Consider the following 16,842-nt stretch of genomic DNA (forward strand, 5'->3'; position numbering starts at 1 on the left):
TGTTTTTGAGTAAGAACGTAACGGAGAGACGAATGGCGACGAAAACAGCTTCTGGATCTGGTCAGAATGTTCCGGAGCAGGATGGTTCGCCTTTAGATATCCAATCCGCTGCGGTTAAGAAACTGATTCTCAAGGGTAAAGAAACCGGCAATATAACCTTTGATGAGCTGAATGCTGTCCTGCCACAGGACAAAATGACGTCTGAACAGATTGAAGATGTCATGGCAGCTTTATCAGAGATGGATATTCAGGTTATCGAGAGTGAAGAGCGCGATGAAGAGTCTGCTTCCTCTCATGATGAAGATGATGATTCTGCAGAAGATTCCTCTATTTCCGAAGAGAGTGATGGCGATACAGACGAGGCTACGGGCGGCAATGTTAATGCTGAGACAGCCAGCCGAACAGATGACCCTGTACGTATGTATCTGCGTGAAATGGGTGCTGTGGAGCTTTTATCCCGTGAGGGAGAAATCGCGATTGCCAAGCGTATTGAGGTCGGTCGTAGTGAAATGATCGGCGGCCTTTGCCGCAGCCCCCTGACATTTGCGGCTATATTGAGCTGGTATGAGAGCCTGCAGGCAGGCTCTATGTTATTGCGTGATATTATTGATCTTGAAGCCAGCCAGAGTGACCCTGAGGCAGAAGAGGGTCTGGGTGAAGATCTTGAAAATGACAGTGATGAGGATGAAGGAGATGATCCTGATTCTGACTCTGTTGGGGATGATGGCGATGGTAGCAATGGCGAGGGGAATAACCTCTCCCTCGCAGCGCTGGAAGAGAAACTAAAGCCAGAAATCATGCTCCTCTTTGAGGAGTTTGGAGTTCTTTATCAGAAGCTCTCTTCTATGCAGAGTGAGCGTATCAAGTCACTTGCCGAAGGTCAGGAGACCTCTGATGAAGCAGAGACACTCTATAATCAGTTCCGTAATGAACTGGTCGCCATTGTTGAGCGCATGCATCTGCATAATAACCGTATTGAAGAGTTGGTGGAGCTGATTAAAGCCCAGGTGCAGCGTCTGAACGGACTCGAGGGGCGTATGCTGCGTCTGGCTGAGAGCTGCAAGATTTCACGTGATGAGTTCATGTCCTATTACCGTCACCATGAAATGGACCCGAACTGGATTGATGAAATTATTGCTTTGCCTGGTAAGGGCTGGAAGCTTCTGACCACTAAATATCTTGAACCTCTCAAACGTTTGCGGCAGGAGATCAAGGCTCTGGCTTATGAAATGGGTCTGCCTGTTGATGAGTTTAGGGTTGTTTATCAGAGTATTTCAGGTGGTGAGCGTGATTCAACGCGTGCCAAGAAGGAAATGATTGAGGCGAATCTGCGCCTTGTGATTTCTATTGCTAAGAAATATACTAATCGTGGCCTGCAGTTCCTGGATCTGATTCAGGAAGGCAATATCGGCCTGATGAAAGCGGTCGATAAATTCGAATATCGCCGTGGTTATAAATTCTCAACCTATGCCACCTGGTGGATCCGTCAGGCTATTACGCGCTCTATCGCCGATCAGGCCAAGACAATCCGTATCCCTGTGCATATGATTGAGACGATCAACAAGCTTGTGCGTACGTCTCGCCAGATGCTTCACGAAATTGGCCGTGAACCTGCACCAGAGGAATTGGCCGAGAAGCTTGGCATGCCGCTTGAAAAAGTGCGTAAGGTTCTCAAAATTGCCAAAGAGCCGATCTCACTCGAAACCCCGATTGGGGATGAAGAAGACAGCCATCTTGGGGACTTTATTGAAGACAAGAATGCGGTCATTCCGCTGGATGCAGCTATTCAGACTAATCTGCGTGAAGCAACGACGCGCGTTCTGGCATCCCTGACACCACGTGAAGAACGTGTCCTGCGTATGCGCTTCGGTATTGGGATGAATACAGATCATACGCTTGAAGAGGTTGGGCAGCAATTTAACGTGACGCGTGAACGTATCCGCCAGATTGAAGCTAAGGCTCTGCGTAAACTAAAACACCCAAGCCGCAGCCGGAAATTGCGCTCGTTCCTCGATGATTGAGGTTAGCGTGTATTTCTAAAAGTAAGAACCCGATGTCAGTCAATCTGATATCGGGTTTTTTATTATATTCAAAAATTAGAAAATATTTATTATTTTATAAAATAAACCTATATCTTATTATGGGTAAGTAGAGATTGTGGTCAATAAATTTCTAAATATTATAAAAATAATCTCATAATTACGTTATTTAATAGTGCTTATAATATCTCTATTAAAGGGATTCCTGGAGGTATCTCTGCTGACGAATTGGCAAAAAAATATCTGACATATTCAGAGCCATCCTATGAAGCGGTAAATGCTCTTATCAGATAGCAAAAAGCCATGGCGGCGATAGTTGGTTTTACACCCAATTTGGGTGGTGTAATAACATTACTGGTTTCTCTTCCTGCTAATTTTATAATTAATATTTATTTGCAGCGGCGCATGATTACGGCAATTGCTTCTATAGGAGGAGAAGATTTACAGTATGAGCGAGTAAGAACCATGGTTTATGGGTGTCTCTTAGGAAACGGAATGGATGAATTATTTAAAGAGCTAGGCGTTCAGTTAACAACGAAAGTGGCAAGCTCAGCTTTACAAAAAATTTCGTGGAAAATGTTTATCGAAATTAATAAAGCTGTGACATCCCGTTTAATTGAGAGACTAGGCGCTGAGGGTCTTGCTCATTTGGGTAAAGCTATTCCTCTTCTGAAAGGAATTATTGGCGGTTCCATTGATTTTACAGCGACATATATAATTGGAAGGACAGCCCGCGAGCAGTTTATCAAACCTCTATGATGAAATAAGAGGATTGCTTATTATTTTGTTTTATGCCTATAAGGCACCCTTTCCCTGCCGCACATTATGGCGATGTTCGGCTATACCCGCGGTCTGGTCTCATCAGACTGAGTGAGGCTGGCGTAGGGCTGGCCCGGGTTGATTTTATCCGAAGGGGTTTACATGCCACTTTATGAGACCGTGCTGATTGCACGTAATGATGTCTCTCAGGCTCAGGTTGAAGGCCTGGTCGAGACCATCACAGCCCAGCTTGCAGAGCAGGAAGGCAAAGTCCTTAAACGTGAGTTCTGGGGTCTGCGTACACTTGCTTATCGTATTAAAAAGAACCGTAAAGGACATTATGTCCTCCTCGGAATTGATGCACCGATCGCTGCTGTACGCGAAATGGAGCGTCAGCTTTCCCTGAATGAAGATGTGCTCCGCGTTCTGACACTTCGTGTGGAAGAGATTGACGATACACCTTCTCCGATCCTGTCTCGCAAGGGTGATGATCGCGGTGAACGTGGATCTTCCCGTGGGGGGGCACGTTCCGGCGGTGGCCGTTTTGAGAGCGGTCGTGGTCGCCGTAACAATGAGTCTCCTGAGGCTCGTGATCTTGCCTTTGAAGACGGGGAGTAATATTCATGTCTGATACGACAAATTCAGCCGAAGTGAATCCCGCTACACGCCGTATGGCTGTCGGGGCACGTCGTCCTTTCTTCCGTCGTCGTAAATCATGCCCATTCGCTGGTGCGAATGCGCCCAAGATTGATTATAAAGACGTAAGACTTCTGAGCCGTTATCTTTCTGAGCGTGGCAAAATTGTGCCAAGCCGTATTACGGCTGTCTCAGCAAAGAAACAGCGTGAACTGGCGCAGGCAATCAAGCGGGCACGCTTCCTTGCATTGCTTCCTTATGTTGTAAGCTAAGGAGCGCGTTATGTCACAGACAGAAATCATTCTCTTGCAGCGCGTTGAAAATCTGGGCCAGATGGGCGATATCGTCCGTGTAAAACCAGGTTATGCACGTAACTTTCTCCTGCCACAGGGCAAGGCTCTTCGCGCGAATGCGGCTAACCGCAAGCGCTTTGAAACAGAGCGTGCTCAGCTAGAGGCTCATAACCTTCATAAACGTGAAGAGGCAGAACGCCTTTCTGAGCGTATGGAAGGTCTGAGCGTTGTCATTATCCGTCAGGCTGGTGACAGCGGCAGCCTTTATGGCTCTGTTACAACGCGTGATATTGCAGCAGCGACAACATCAGCTGGTCTGACAATCACACGTCAGCAGGTCGTCCTTGATTCTCCAATCAAGTTCCTTGGTCTGTCTGAAGCTAAAGTTGTTCTTCATCCGGAAGTTTCTATCAAAATCGTGGTCAATGTTGCCCGTTCTGAAGAAGAAGCTGAGCGTCAGGCTCGTGGTGAAGAAGCTGTTGTGCATGAAGAAGAGGAAAATATCCTCGGCGAATTACATGCTGAGCAGCTTGCAGAAGAACAGGCAGCTGAAGAAGCTGAACTTGCTGCATCCTAAGTAGTAAGTAACATAAATCAGTTTCTCGGAAAGAGGGACTAGGTTTGTGTAACGGGGAAACCCGGTAGAGAAATTCTACCGGGTTTTTTTTATGTGATTTGTTTTATTTAATAAGAATATATTTCCACAATTAATATTTAATGTGGTGTATGGTTTGTAAAGCTTATTTTTATAAGCTGAATGTTATGTATATGATGAAAACATAATTATCGGGATTTAGTTATGAAACGCGTACTAGATATCCTTCTTAAGAATTTTATTCAGACTGGTGCCTTAACTGTTACTTATAGTGATGGTTCTGTTCGTCATTATGTGGGCCAACAACCTGGAGATGAAGCTGCTTTAGAAATTACGACCCTGAAAGCTGAACATGCCATAGCATTAAATCCAGCACTTTCATTTGGAGAAGAATATATGAACGGGCATGTTTTGCCCAAAGACTGTTCTCTCGATAAGCTCCTTCATGTCGTGATGCAGAATCTAGGAAATCATACATTGCTCAGTAATGAGGTTGGTGCGCGTCTCAGGCAGTTATGTCGTTTGCTGAAACCATTTAACTCATTAAGCCGTTCACAAAAGAATGTAGCACATCATTATGATCTTAACGGTGCGCTCTATTCCCTGTTTCTTGATAAGGACCTGCAATATTCATGTGCCTATTTTGAGCGTGATGACATGACGTTGGAAGAGGCACAGATAGCAAAAAAACGTCATATCGCAGCAAAATTATGTCTCGACCGCCCTGGATTGGAAGTTCTCGATATTGGGTGTGGGTGGGGAGGGATGGCTCTTACGCTTGCCCGTGATTATGGGGCAAGGGTGATGGGGATTACCCTCTCTGTTGAGCAATTGACTGTAGCACGTCAGAGGGCAAAAGAGGCAGGTCTTGAAGAACAGGTGCGCTTTGAGATGATGGATTATCGTAATTTGCACCGTACATTTGACCGCATTGTTTCAGTCGGGATGTTTGAGCATGTTGGTCTTAAACAATATAAGACCTTTTTTCAGGATATTAAACGTTGTTTGAAACGTGAGGGAGTAGCACTGATCCATTCTATCGGGCGGATGGATGGCCCCGGTACCACCAATCCCTGGATTGCGAAATATATTTTTCCCGGTGGGTATTCACCAGCTTTGAGTGAAGTTTTTGCAGCAGTTGAAAAAACGGGATTATGGGTCACAGATTGCGAGATACTGCGCCTGCATTATGCGAAGACAATTTCTGAATGGTATAGGCGTTTTGTCCAAAATCGTGAAAAAATCAGAGCTCTTTATGACGATCGTTTTGTCAGGATGTTCGAGCTCTATTTATTGGCAAGTGAGCAGGCATTCCGCGTTCAGGGGCACATGAATTTCCAGATTCAGCTAACAGCAGATATAGAGGCTGTGCCCTTAACGCGTGATTATATGTTCGTTCAAAAGGTAAGCTAGACTTTACGGGCAAGATGCTCGGTAGCGAGGCGGTCAAACTCCTCAATGCTGAGTGTCTCTGCTCTTCTCGTTGGGTCAATACCTACTTTATCAAGCAGGCTTTCGCCTCCAATCACTTTCAGAGAAGCGCGAAGCATTTTGCGTCTTTGCCCAAATGCAGCAGCTGTAACCTGTTCCATAGCCTTGAAGAGTTCTGAAGAGGGCTGGTTTTTATGGGGGATAAGGCATGCAACTGCGGAACTGACCTTAGGGGGAGGAGAAAAGGCGCCAGGCGGCAGTGTCATTGCAATGGAACATTCTGCACACCATTGCGATAGTACCGCCAGCCGGCCATAAGCCGAACTTCCCGGTGCAGCGCAGATCCGCTCAGCAACCTCTTTCTGGAACATGAGAATAAGCCGTTCCCATTGTGCAGCCTGTCTGAGCCACCCGACGAGAAGAGGCGTTGCGACATTATAAGGTAAATTGGCAATAATCTGCCGTGGAGCAGGTGCCAGGGTTGTGGCATCAAGCGTCAAGGCATCTTGTTTTATAAGCGATAACCGATCCGGGAAGACTGAAGAAAGCTCGTCCAGAAGCGGCCAGGCCCGTGGGTCAATTTCAACAGCATTGATTGTTTCAGCCTTGCTGAGAAGAAGCGCTCGCGTTAATCCACCCGGTCCAGGGCCAATTTCAATAACATGGCGTCCCTCTAGATTCCCCCCCAAGGCGGCAATGTGGGAACATATACCGGGATCAAGCAGAAAATGCTGACCAAGGGCTTTGCGCGCTTCAAGGCCGTGCTGGAGAATGGAGTCTTTGAGAGAGGGGAGTGTTTTTAGTCTTTCTGTTACTAGGTCCATTCAATTATCTTTTTGAGTAAGCTCTTTGGTTTTTTTATGCGTATCTTTAGCCGCCTTTTCAGAGGCTGGCCCAGATTGTGTGGTGTCAGAGGACTGATCCGTTTTTTCCTCTTTGGAGCGTTTCAGGAATTCCTGCACGCTCGGGCGGATTTTAATCACAGCTCGGCGATGAAGCGCACGCTGTAATTGCTGGGCGGTCTGTTCAATACGCTCATTCATAAGCTGGTCGGCAATCTGACCGGGTGATTGCTGGGCAAGGTTTTTTTGTTCACGTGAACACACCATGAGTAATGCAATGCCATCACGTGCAACAAGGGGATGTGTCGATCTGTTCAGGGGTAGTTTTTCAAGAACTGCGCGCATCTGTGGTGCGAGCCGCTCCAATACTTGTGTGCCGGGATTGGCAGGGCGCTTTTCTCCAAGCGATTTATTTAAAGATTCCATTGCGTCACAACTTGCAAGTGTCTGTGAAGCATGTGTCGCCTGCTGCAAGATTGTCTTTTGTGAATCTGTCGGGTTCTGAGGGTCAAGAAGGGTCTGGAATGGGAAGAAGGCCTGACGTAAGCTCAGCAATGTTCCCATTTGTTTGCCGACCTGCCTGCGTGCCTGAACCGTGGCAATGACATAGCCCCCCGGTACCTTAATTGGGTTTGAAATAGCTCTGTCAGGCATCTGGCGTACGATTTCGACAACAGCAGGATCCAAATGGTCTTCCTGAACCCATCCCATAGAGCCACCATCAAGTGCGCTCTGATCCTGCGAGAACTGGGCGGCAACAATGGGGAAGGGAGCACCTTTGCGTAATTGGCTGATGATTGTCTGGGTAAATTCCAGTTCAGCTCCATCATGACGCGGGTCTTCAACAGGAACGAAAATTTCATTTAAAAAATATTGCGTGCGGCCAGACTCAGCCTGAAGAGCTTTTTCACGTTGGACAATTTGTTCGGGAGTGACACGGCTGCGTGGTCCCAGCTCCTGCCTTAGAACCTGCATCCAGGCAATTTGCACACGAATCTGATCTATAAGGGTAGTGAGAGAGATGCCATCATTGGAGAGACGTTGGCGTAAGGCCCCTTTCGGTAAGCCGTTGCGGGCTTCAATTGTGCCAATGGCTCCAGCAATCTGTTCTGGCTCAACATTGATATGACGCGCCAGAATCTCCTGCATCTTCAGTTTTTCATCAATGAGCTGATTGATAATCTGCCCACGCATACGTTGCATAATTTCAGGACTGACAGGCAGACCGGTCGAAAGCACAAAGAGCTGGGCGCGATCATTAACATCACGTTTGGTGAGAACCTGTCCGTTCACAACAGCAATGATTTCCTCTTCCTCTTCTGGATGAGAGGAGAGGCCAGTTTCCGTGACGGTCCTGTCGTCAGGGCGGTGAGCAGCCTTCAGGGGCTGGGAAAAACTTAATGCAGCACAGGAAAATGCTGTAAATGTAAGGAGAGCGGAACGTAAAGATATGAACATAATTCAACCGTTAACCCCGAATGTGCCAATGGTCTTGAAGTAGAAATTCAGTAGAACTGTCGAACCTCTTTTCTCACCACCAACATAGGTGTACTGCTTGATGTAAATTACGTCCAGTCCGAAACAGTCATTTTCATAACCAATATCACCACCATAAGCGATTGCTTTATTGGCTTGGAGGCTTCGTCTTGTATAAGCTGAAATATGATATTGGCCAAACTGCGAAGTAACACGTCCTGTAAATTCGCTTGTTGGTTTCAGGTAGGGCATATTCCGTAACTCACGGTAATTCATGCGGTACATGTAATAAGGCGTTACAGGCTCATAGACATAACCGCCTGTCAGACGGAATAAGGGAACACCAACTGAAGCGAGTGCCTCGCCATAATCAAGATTGCCACGCCATGGGTTGTAGCGGCCCCTAGCCGTCAGATCGACATATTGGTTGGGGGTAATGGTAATACGCCCAACCGGATCAGAAATATGGTGGTCAAGACCGGAATAGGGAATCCGGTTATGGTCAATATGTTCCTGAAAGCTTTCACCTACAAGCATATCAATGCTATGGCCATTCCAGCTCCAGTTCTGATGGATTCCGACATTGGCACGTAATCCACTATCTAGACGGTCTGTGCCCATATAGCGGTTAAGGGCAAAGAGTGTTGTATCGCTGAATTCATATGAAAAGCTGTCTTCATTGGGTATATTGCGATTGATCGAATTTCCCATATTCGGCGCAGCGATCAGCTGTATAATCGGTTCAAAGACTTCACTGCCCTGGCCATGGGCGAATGTTCGCAGGAAGGGCCAGTTCATTTTCAGGGCAAGTGTTGGCAGAACTGTTCCTCTGACGTGGCTGCCGCCATGGCCATAGCCAGGTTGCTCTTCAAGATGTTTGGCGTGGTAAAGGGTTGTATCCAACCGCGCTGTCAAAAGCCAGTTCTGACCCAGGCTGTTTGTAAAAGGGCGATCCCATTGCATGGCAAGCTCACCACGCTGATCGACAGTGCCTTTGGAACGATAGACAAAGAAATCAGTCGTGTGAAGGCTGAACCGTCCCCCAAGTGCGTCCGGCTCTCCCTGAAATTCATAAGTCAGGCGGGGAAGGGCAAAAGGAAGGGCAGAGTTATTGATAATCCCACGGTTCAGACCCTGATAGGCTTGGGCATCAGCCCGGAGGTAGGAGCCAACCCCGTACCCTTCTACGTAAATATTGGATGTCAGAACGTCATTACCATATCCGGGGACACGATAATCACGCATATAATTAGCAGAACTCGCAATATCAGCTTGAAAACCTGCTCGCCAATGATCAGAGACCGAAAAGTCTCCATTAGCGAAAATATATCCCTGGGCACCATGTCTTCCTGAACGGTCGAGTTGGTCACCGAATGTGTTGATATAAGGTTGGTTACGCCTTGTATCATCGGCGATGCCACCTTTGATATTCAAACGCCCGAAATTCATCCAGTTACGGTAAAGAGCCGTAAGCTGTGGGCCTGTCTTTGTCGCAATTAAGGGGTCAAGAGTCAGGTCCTGTTGGTCATCTAGCACCAGAAAATATGGGATGTTAAAATAGGTGCCAAGATAACGGTCGTGGGGGTTAACATTGGGCATCAGAAAACCGCTATGGCGCTTTACGGTCGGATCAGTGACAAGAAAATAGGGGAAATAGAACACAGGAACCCCAAGCATTTTCAGCCAGGCATGGTTGAATTCCACATTCACATGTTCTTTATCCTGCGTTGCCCCATAAGCCTTGATTTGCCAGAAAGGCGGAATGTCAGGATGCTCTTCGCAAAGGTTACAGGCCGTATAAACGACATTTGAAAAATCAGTTATCTGTTTGCTGGTGCGTCTCATCCCTGTCGCTGCAAGTTTGGCATTTTGTTGCATCTTCATATAAATTGAGGAGCCAATGCCATTTTCGAGACCATTTGTGAACTCAACGTGATCGGCATAGGTCGTGCTGCCACTTTCCTGGACGAGCGCAACGTGACCTTCTGCTTTCATGACCCCGCTGGCACGGTCATAGGTGATCTTATCTGCCCGTAAAGCCTGCGTTCCCTGCCAGACACGAACATTTCCCTGCCAGATGACCAATCCGGTTTTATCATAACTTTCATGATCTGCCAGATAGGTCAGTGGTTCCTGTGAAGACGTATGTCCTGGGAAGGTTTCTTTTGTGACTGTTTTGCGTTTTGCGGAGTCTGCCTGACTTTCCTGCCCATAGGAAACAGGCGCTAACAACATGCCTAAAGCCGTGCCTGCAAGGGTAAAACAAAGAAACGAGAGCCGCTTCTTTATACCGGACGGATAAGTTCCGGGCTTCGGCATTAACCGTCCTCCATAAATAAAAGCAAGGTCACAGCAACGCACAACCCTGCCAGTGTGGGCGCCCAGGCCGCCATAAGCGGGGGCAAAGCACCTGACTTTCCCAATTGCTCAGCAATCTTGGAAACTGCAAATAACGCAAATCCCGTTAAAACACCACTTGCAAGGAGCCGAGCGATACCACCCCTTCGGGCAGGGCGCATCGAAAATCCTGCTGATACCAGTACCATTGTACCAGCTAGGAAGGGAAGAGCCAACAGGGATTGAAAACGTAATTTCATTTGTATCGTAGAAAAGCCTGATCTTGCCAACAAATGAATGACATGAGGAAGTGCCCAGACCGAGAGGGTATCAGCAGGTGCAGCACGTCTGAGCATTTGTTTCAAACTTAAATGTGCAGGGATGAAAATCGTTCCTAAAGAGTGTGGTCTGGCGGTAGCAGAAAGGCTGACACAATTTTCAAAAGACCATTTATCTTTAAAGAGCTCTCCCCGGGTAGCTTCAATATGCTGACGGATATGATGATGGGTATCAAGCTCGAAAAGCGTGGATTGCAATACTTTGAGGTGGTTATTTTCAAGATGAAGATATCTGAGGTGAAGGAGTATATCGCCTTGGTTTGAATCATTTTTTTGCCATATCCATAGCGAATCCTGTTTGAAATCCAATGTAGAGGTTTCATTTTTCAGATAGCGGCTATCAAGCCGGTCTGCCTTGCTATACATGAGCGATGAGAGTGGCGAGACGAGCATGGTAAATAAAAGACCGATAAAGAACGCACATAAAGCGGGGCTTATGAGAATCTGCCAGGCTGAAATACCAGCTCCGCGTGCAACGACCAGCTCTGAAGAACGGGCAAGACGGGAAAAAGCAATAATTCCTGCCAATAGCATAGCAAAAGGCAGAACATATAAGGCGTAATAGGGAACGTGCAGTCCGGCAATTTCAAGCACTATTGCAAAACTAGCGGCTGGATGACTGGCAGCTCGTCTTAAAAGATCAATGAAATCAAAGAGTGAAATCAGAAAGGTTAGTGCAAGGATAATCAGTGTACTGGTTGTAAAAAAACAACGGGCAACATAGCGGGCAAATGTGAGGGAATACCCAAAACTATCGGAAATCTCCTGCTCTTCAAGCGTGCGGTAAAGCTGATTGAGCGAGGAATGCCTAAAGCGCCATGCTCCCAAAAAGCGGCTCATGACGGTGAATACCTATTACTGTTTTCTCCTGAAATGCGCCGGGACATAAAGGCCAGAGTAGAAAGTGCTAGAAAGGCTGGAAATATGGCTTCAAGAGCGAGTAGGAAAATCAGCTCATTATGACGTTGTGCCACGCTCTTCAGCATCAAGGAGAGAGTCAAAAGGCCAACAACAGTTAGGATAGCGATAAGAGACAGGAGGAAGCTGCCGCGGCGTGAGAAACGGCTGCTTAAAATGCAGATCACGCCGATCATGCTATAAGAGAAGGTGAAAAGAGGGGCAATAAGGCGGTTCCAGCCTTCTAGTTTTAGTTTGTGGCGTAATATTAACGGTGTTCCCTGAGGGGGAGAAAGAAGCGTTCTGAGAGGCAGTTCCGAAGCATCTTCACTCAAAGTTGCCTCATGTTTGGAAGAGCGAGTCAGATCAAGCGTATCATTCTCAAACTGTAATTCATTGATTCTTAGGCTATGGCGGTTGAGCTGTTGCCTAGTGCCATTTGAGAGGATCAGGCGAGGTCCTTCAGGGCGGGAGAAAAGTATGCCCCGCTCAGCAAAAATCGTGACAGGATTATTGGGGTCCCTGTCATCCTGTATCATGACACCACGAAATTCATTACCGTTCTTTTTTTCATGAATATAAATCGTCATGCTTGAAGAAACTGGCGTAAAAACGCCTTCTTCAAGCAAAAAGGCGGCAATCCGGTTGCGGATCTGAAATTCATAACGATGAAAGGCATGATAAGAGGCGGGAGCCATCCATAATGTCAGGATATATCCCATAAGGGTGGCAAAAAGACCGCAGAAAATTGCCGGTCTGGCAAGTCTGAGAGGGGAAAGTCCCATAACACCCAGTACGACAATCTCACGGTCATGGGTAAGTTTCTGGTAGATAAAGAGAATAACCAGAAAAGTGCTGACAGGCAGGATGACAGATGCAAAAGAGGGCACCATAAGCAGGGTCAGGTGCAGAAAAGCCCGGAGTGACAGGCCGTGCTGAACGATGAGCGAAATGAAATGAAGAGATTGCGTCAGCCAGATAAGAGCGATGGCCCCGGACGTTAATCCCAGAAGGCCGATAAATAGCTGACGGAGCACATATAGATCTATGAGCTGGAAAAAACGCCTCTCCGCAATGTTATCCAAATTCGCCATGAATCTCTTTTACGTCCAAGGGGAAAGCAAAAAAAGAGTAAATTTAAGTAAAGTACCATCCGGTTTTATTATGGCGATATATCCGAAAGCGGTTTAGGCACACATAATGACCGGTCTATTTTGTGAGAGCTGCCCATATCATGAACAACCTGACTGGCAGCGATACCAATCAAAAGTCCTGTGATTAATGCGAGAACAAATTTGATACGTTGCCAGGGAAGAAGATCGCTCTGGGCGTTGTTATAACGCAGAATCTGGTTATCCTTTTCCAGATAGGAAACATATTTCTGCAATTTCCTGTGCTGTGCGCCAAGCTCCTCCATCATTTCCTGATAACGTTTTATTTCCAGCGCATGCCGTTTTTTAAGGAGGTCAGATCGTCCCTCTGAAGTTTCGGCCAATGTGATGATGAGGTTTTTAAATGATCCGCCAGAAATATCCTGTTTTCTGGCTCTTTCGCGTAATCGCTCCAGCGCTGCCTGGGCCTGTCCGACTTCATCATCAAGGACGAGCGCTAGAATATCGGCAAGAAGGCGGAGTTCCTTAGGGTCAAGAGGGAGGGGGTCGCCTGCCATGATATTATGTTTCTGGAAGAATCCGTGGGGCGGCTGCCCGTTTCAGGCGGTCCATAATGGCTTCCCCAAGTCCTTGGTCAGGGATTGATTGTACAGCGATGGCAGTACAGCCTTGCGCGATACCTTTTTCATCCAATAAGCGAAGGCCGGTATAAAGTCTGGCAGCCGCCTCACTCAAATCACCTTTCGGGCTCAGGTTCCAATGAGGAGTATCTGTCTGAGCAGCAGTAGAATGACCAAAACTGAGCCATGCTTCATTTATTGCTGGAGCTTCAGCTTCAAGGCGTAGGGGAAGGGTCGGTGCATAATGAGAGCTTAACTGACCAGGAGCCTGGGGTGTCTGATCATTTTCAGCCAGAGGGGCTGCCCGTTCAATAGGGCCAATAACAGCTTCAAGGCATTGCTGTGTTAGCCCCCCAGGTCTTAATAAACGTGGTTTTTCGCCACTCAGATCAAGAACAGTGCTTTCAAGGCCAATGGCGCAAGGGCCTGTATCAAGGATGGCATCAATGCGCCCATTAAGCTCTTCCCTGACATGAGCTGCACAGGAAGGGCTGACGCGGCCAGAACGATTGGCTGAAGGGGCGGCAACAGGAGCATCTATCAGGCGCAGCAATTCCTGCACAACGCGTCCACGGGGGACACGGAGTGCCAATGTAGGGAGTGCCGCGCTGACAGTATCGCAAATGCGACTATCTGGACGGCGGGGAAGGATGAGGGTCAGAGGGCCAGGCCAGAATTGAGCAGCGAGAATCTGCGCTTTCTCTGCCAAGGGGCCTGAAAGATCAACTTCTTCGAAAGCTTTTTCTGCTGTGGCGAAATGGCTGATGAGAGGGTTAAAGGAAGGCCGCCCTTTTGCCTTGTAAATACGGCTTATGGCCGAAGAAGAACGAGACAGCCCTCCAAGACCGTAAACTGTTTCAGTGCCGAAGGCTACGATCCCTCCCTGACTTATGATGTCAGCAGCACGGTGAATATGGTCAAAACCTACATCAAGCCATTCAGTCACAGGCGTTCAGGGTCCTTGTTAATAGTTAATCGTTTTCCCTAAGGGATGGGGGAGGAATCATAACAGGACCGGAACAATAAAAAGCGGGGTTACGCCTGTCTTTCTTATCGTAGGTCATACGATTTCCGTCTTCTGTATAAAGATGCCCTCCTGCTGCTTCAAGGACGGCTTGTGGTGCTGCTGTATCCCATTCCATAGTGGGGCCAAAGCGGGGATAGAAATCAGCTTTTCCCTCTGCAATCTGTACGATTTTTACTGATGACCCCATATGATTGATGGACTGGATTTTTTGCCCTGCAAGATAGTCATGCAGTTTTTGTTCAGAACCAAAATGACGGGAAGCAAGGACGCGTATACCTTTTTCGGGAAGAGGTACAGTATGGATTTTACGCCGCCCGTTACTATCTTGTAAGAAAGCCCCGAGGCCTTTTCCCCCGCAGTAAATTTGCCCGGAAGAAGGGATGGCAACAGTCCCCAGGACAGGTTCACCCCTATAAATAAGGCCAATATTGATGGCATAATCATTCCCGCCATCAGCAAAGCCACGCGTGCCGTCAAGAGGATCAATCAACCAGTAAAGGTCGCCGGTTTCTGGGTGTATATTCGAACAGAACTCCTCTTCAGAAATAGCGGGGATAGTAGGGTAAGCCTTGCGTAGATGTCCCAGAATACAGGCTTCCGAAGCGTGGTCAGCCTCCGTTACGGGAGAGGCATCAGATTTCTGCTCGGTCTGGAAGCCTCTTTTTCTGATGTCGAGAATAATGGAAGACGCTTCTGAGACGGTTCTAACAGTCAATTCCAGAAGAGCTTGGAGGTCAGGCATTGCAGCAGGAGAAGAGTTCATTTTATGTAGGCTATCCTATTTATGACTGTTCGTCACGAAACACTTATCTGATACGTTGTGAGAATTGAATGTCTATGCGTTCTTTAACGCCCTGAAAACAAGTTCATCAAGTTAATGTGAACTGTCTGAAGAAAATGAGGTCCAAGAATGATATCTGTTGATTTTAAAGGTTATTCACTTCCCCTGTCAGAGTATAGCCGTTCAATAGTGCTGTTTTGTGACGGGAAGTCCTTTGCTCAGGAAGAGAATTTTCAGCTTTTTGACAAGATTATGCAGGGGCGTTTAAGTCAGGCGGCCGCAGCACAGGAATTTAAGGGGGAAAGCGGTCAGACGCTTGATCTGTTTGCTCCAGCAGAAACAATCATTCAGTTTCATCTGGTCGGAGTTGGTAAAAAAGAAAGAGAAACTCTTTCTGACCGGGTGCGATTCCAGCAGGCAGGAGGGAACGGATTTCAGGCTTTGAAAAGAGCGAAATTAAAAGAAAATGATGCAGTTTTTATTATTCCAGAGTCTTTAGGAGCAGAAGCTGCTTTTATTGCCTTTGGCGCACGGTTGGGGGCGTATGAGTTTTCGCTTTACCGTTCTGAAAAGAAAGAGACAGCCCCCAAGAACCTGACGATATTATATCCGTCAAGTTTTTCAGCTTCAATGCTGACAGAGCAATGGAAAGAACTCAAAGCACTTGGTGACAGTGTTATCCTGACCCGTAATTTCGTCAGTGAGCCAGCAAATATTCTATATCCCGAGAGTTTTCGTGCCCGTATTGAGACCTTGCAGACTTTGGGGTTAGAGATTGATGTTCTGGACCGGGCGGCCATGAGTGATCTTGGATTTGGCGCGTTGCTTGGTGTGGCACAGGGAAGCTCCAAACCGCCTTTCACCGTTATTTTACGGTACCAGGGTGCTGATGATAAAGATGAAGCACCGCTGGCCTTTATTGGTAAAGGTGTTACCTTTGATTCAGGCGGCATTTCCATCAAACCCGCTGCCGGGATGGAAGAGATGAAAACCGATATGGGGGGGGCTGCGGCCGTTGTTGGGGTCATGAGTGTTCTGGCGCGCCGTAAAGCCAGGGTTAATGCAGTCGGAGTTGTCGGGTTGGTTGAAAACATGGTCTCAGGCGATGCGCAACGCCCCGGAGACGTGGTGAAAAGCTATAGTGGCCAGACGATTGAAGTGCAGAATACGGATGCGGAAGGACGTCTGGTTCTGGCTGATCTGCTTGCTTATACAAGAGATAAATATGCGCCCTCTCTGATGATTGATCTCGCAACATTGACAGGGGCTATTGTTGTGGCATTGGGCCATGAATATGCGGGCCTTTTCGGTAATGATGACGCGTTGAGCAAAGAGCTTGAACGGGCCGGATCTGAAACAGGTGAAAAATTATGGCGTATGCCAATGGGAGAGGCCTATAACCGTCGGATTGATTCAGATATCGCGGATATGAAAAATATCGGAGGCCGTCCGGGAAGCTCCAGCCTTGCGGCGGAGTTTTTAAAACGTTTTGTCGGAGACACCCCTTGGGCGCATCTTGATATTGCCGGCACAGCCTGGTGTGATAAAGGTTCAGCCTGTATTCCCAAAGGGGCCAGTGGCTTCGGGGTCCAGCTACTCAATCAGTTTGTAGCAGAACGGGAAAACAAGTCTTAGACGGCTGAATTTCTGGAGAGAAAT

General features: G+C 47.5%; 15 protein-coding genes. 7 read left to right on the forward strand and 8 right to left on the reverse strand.

All coding sequences use genetic code 11. The features are described 5' to 3' along the window. Nucleotides 1–32 precede the first annotated feature (32 nt). From rpoD to AC3B6P_RS04480, 6 genes are all read left to right on the forward strand, one after another. Nucleotides 33–2,021 carry an RNA polymerase sigma factor RpoD gene (gene rpoD / locus AC3B6P_RS04455; RefSeq protein ID WP_489804918.1) on the forward strand — a complete coding sequence of 663 codons (1,989 nt, stop codon included), beginning with the start codon at nt 33–35 and terminating at the stop codon, nt 2,019–2,021. A gap of 321 nt (nt 2,022–2,342) precedes the next feature. After that, a complete protein-coding gene (locus AC3B6P_RS04460; RefSeq protein WP_489804919.1) occupies nt 2,343–2,798 on the forward strand; it encodes a hypothetical protein in 456 nt (151 codons plus the stop codon). A gap of 162 nt (nt 2,799–2,960) precedes the next feature. Next, nucleotides 2,961–3,416 (forward strand): 30S ribosomal protein S6, encoded by a 456-nt coding sequence (gene rpsF, locus AC3B6P_RS04465; RefSeq protein ID WP_489804920.1) that lies wholly within the window; start codon nt 2,961–2,963, stop codon nt 3,414–3,416. Nucleotides 3,417–3,421: 5 nt separating this feature from the next. After that, nucleotides 3,422–3,706, forward strand: coding sequence for a 30S ribosomal protein S18 (gene rpsR / locus AC3B6P_RS04470; protein WP_489804921.1), 285 nt, complete (start codon nt 3,422–3,424; stop codon nt 3,704–3,706). A 10-nt stretch (nt 3,707–3,716) separates the two neighbouring features. Then, complete coding sequence (rplI, locus tag AC3B6P_RS04475; RefSeq protein ID WP_489804922.1) at nt 3,717–4,304, forward strand: 50S ribosomal protein L9; 588 nt, start codon at nt 3,717–3,719, stop codon at nt 4,302–4,304. A gap of 222 nt (nt 4,305–4,526) precedes the next feature. Beyond that, entirely contained in the window at nt 4,527–5,735 is a 1,209-nt protein-coding gene (locus tag AC3B6P_RS04480; protein WP_489804923.1) for a class I SAM-dependent methyltransferase, read from the forward strand. On the opposite strand, the gene rsmA is transcribed toward AC3B6P_RS04480, so the two are convergent. The 8 genes from rsmA to cysQ form a co-directional block, all read right to left on the reverse strand. After that, nucleotides 5,732–6,577 carry a 16S rRNA (adenine(1518)-N(6)/adenine(1519)-N(6))-dimethyltransferase RsmA gene (gene rsmA, locus AC3B6P_RS04485; RefSeq protein WP_489804924.1) on the reverse strand — a complete coding sequence of 282 codons (846 nt, stop codon included), beginning with the start codon at nt 6,575–6,577 and terminating at the stop codon, nt 5,732–5,734. The two genes, AC3B6P_RS04480 and rsmA, sit on opposite strands and share 4 nt — an antisense overlap. After that, nucleotides 6,578–8,056 carry a peptidylprolyl isomerase gene (locus AC3B6P_RS04490; protein ID WP_489805544.1) on the reverse strand — a complete coding sequence of 493 codons (1,479 nt, stop codon included), beginning with the start codon at nt 8,054–8,056 and terminating at the stop codon, nt 6,578–6,580. Next, complete coding sequence (locus tag AC3B6P_RS04495) at nt 8,057–10,390, reverse strand: LPS-assembly protein LptD (protein WP_489804925.1); 2,334 nt, start codon at nt 10,388–10,390, stop codon at nt 8,057–8,059. Beyond that, on the reverse strand, nt 10,390–11,586 hold the full coding sequence (locus AC3B6P_RS04500) for an LptF/LptG family permease (protein ID WP_489804926.1): 1,197 nt from the start codon (nt 11,584–11,586) through the stop codon (nt 10,390–10,392). The genes AC3B6P_RS04495 and AC3B6P_RS04500 overlap by 1 nt, the downstream gene beginning before the upstream one ends. Then, nucleotides 11,583–12,737, reverse strand: a complete 1,155-nt coding sequence (locus tag AC3B6P_RS04505) for an LptF/LptG family permease (protein ID WP_489804927.1) — start codon at nt 12,735–12,737, stop codon at nt 11,583–11,585. Before AC3B6P_RS04505 ends, AC3B6P_RS04500 begins: the two co-directional genes overlap by 4 nt. 68 nt (nt 12,738–12,805) lie before the next feature. Further along, the gene (locus AC3B6P_RS04510) at nt 12,806–13,312 is read right to left on the reverse strand and encodes a hypothetical protein (RefSeq protein ID WP_489804928.1); all 507 of its coding nucleotides are present in this window, start codon (nt 13,310–13,312) and stop codon (nt 12,806–12,808) included. A 4-nt stretch (nt 13,313–13,316) separates the two neighbouring features. Next, complete coding sequence (locus tag AC3B6P_RS04515; RefSeq protein ID WP_489804929.1) at nt 13,317–14,321, reverse strand: L-threonylcarbamoyladenylate synthase; 1,005 nt, start codon at nt 14,319–14,321, stop codon at nt 13,317–13,319. A 25-nt stretch (nt 14,322–14,346) separates the two neighbouring features. Next, the gene (cysQ, locus tag AC3B6P_RS04520) at nt 14,347–15,165 is read right to left on the reverse strand and encodes a 3'(2'),5'-bisphosphate nucleotidase CysQ (protein WP_489804930.1); all 819 of its coding nucleotides are present in this window, start codon (nt 15,163–15,165) and stop codon (nt 14,347–14,349) included. 147 nt (nt 15,166–15,312) lie between these two features. Here cysQ and AC3B6P_RS04525 point away from each other — a divergent pair, with 147 nt between their 5' ends. After that, nucleotides 15,313–16,818 carry a leucyl aminopeptidase gene (locus tag AC3B6P_RS04525; protein ID WP_489804931.1) on the forward strand — a complete coding sequence of 502 codons (1,506 nt, stop codon included), beginning with the start codon at nt 15,313–15,315 and terminating at the stop codon, nt 16,816–16,818. The last annotated feature ends 24 nt before the right edge of the window (nt 16,819–16,842 follow it).

This window comes from Aristophania sp. ESL1142 (genome assembly GCF_058107345.1).

Bases quoted from the DNA above. Each gene is read 5' to 3' on its own strand.
- rpoD (WP_489804918.1), top strand. From the start codon at position 33: ATGGCGACGAAAACAGCTTCTGGATCTGGTCAGAATGTTCCGGAGCAG.
- AC3B6P_RS04460 (WP_489804919.1), top strand. From the start codon at position 2,343: ATGGCGGCGATAGTTGGTTTTACACCCAATTTGGGTGGTGTAATAACA.
- rpsF (WP_489804920.1), top strand. From the start codon at position 2,961: ATGCCACTTTATGAGACCGTGCTGATTGCACGTAATGATGTCTCTCAG.
- rpsR (WP_489804921.1), top strand. From the start codon at position 3,422: ATGTCTGATACGACAAATTCAGCCGAAGTGAATCCCGCTACACGCCGT.
- rplI (WP_489804922.1), top strand. From the start codon at position 3,717: ATGTCACAGACAGAAATCATTCTCTTGCAGCGCGTTGAAAATCTGGGC.
- AC3B6P_RS04480 (WP_489804923.1), top strand. From the start codon at position 4,527: ATGAAACGCGTACTAGATATCCTTCTTAAGAATTTTATTCAGACTGGT.
- rsmA (WP_489804924.1), bottom strand. From the start codon at position 6,577: ATGGACCTAGTAACAGAAAGACTAAAAACACTCCCCTCTCTCAAAGAC.
- AC3B6P_RS04495 (WP_489804925.1), bottom strand. From the start codon at position 10,390: ATGCCGAAGCCCGGAACTTATCCGTCCGGTATAAAGAAGCGGCTCTCG.
- AC3B6P_RS04500 (WP_489804926.1), bottom strand. From the start codon at position 11,586: ATGAGCCGCTTTTTGGGAGCATGGCGCTTTAGGCATTCCTCGCTCAAT.
- AC3B6P_RS04505 (WP_489804927.1), bottom strand. From the start codon at position 12,737: ATGGCGAATTTGGATAACATTGCGGAGAGGCGTTTTTTCCAGCTCATA.
- AC3B6P_RS04510 (WP_489804928.1), bottom strand. From the start codon at position 13,312: ATGGCAGGCGACCCCCTCCCTCTTGACCCTAAGGAACTCCGCCTTCTT.
- cysQ (WP_489804930.1), bottom strand. From the start codon at position 15,165: ATGAACTCTTCTCCTGCTGCAATGCCTGACCTCCAAGCTCTTCTGGAA.
- AC3B6P_RS04525 (WP_489804931.1), top strand. From the start codon at position 15,313: ATGATATCTGTTGATTTTAAAGGTTATTCACTTCCCCTGTCAGAGTAT.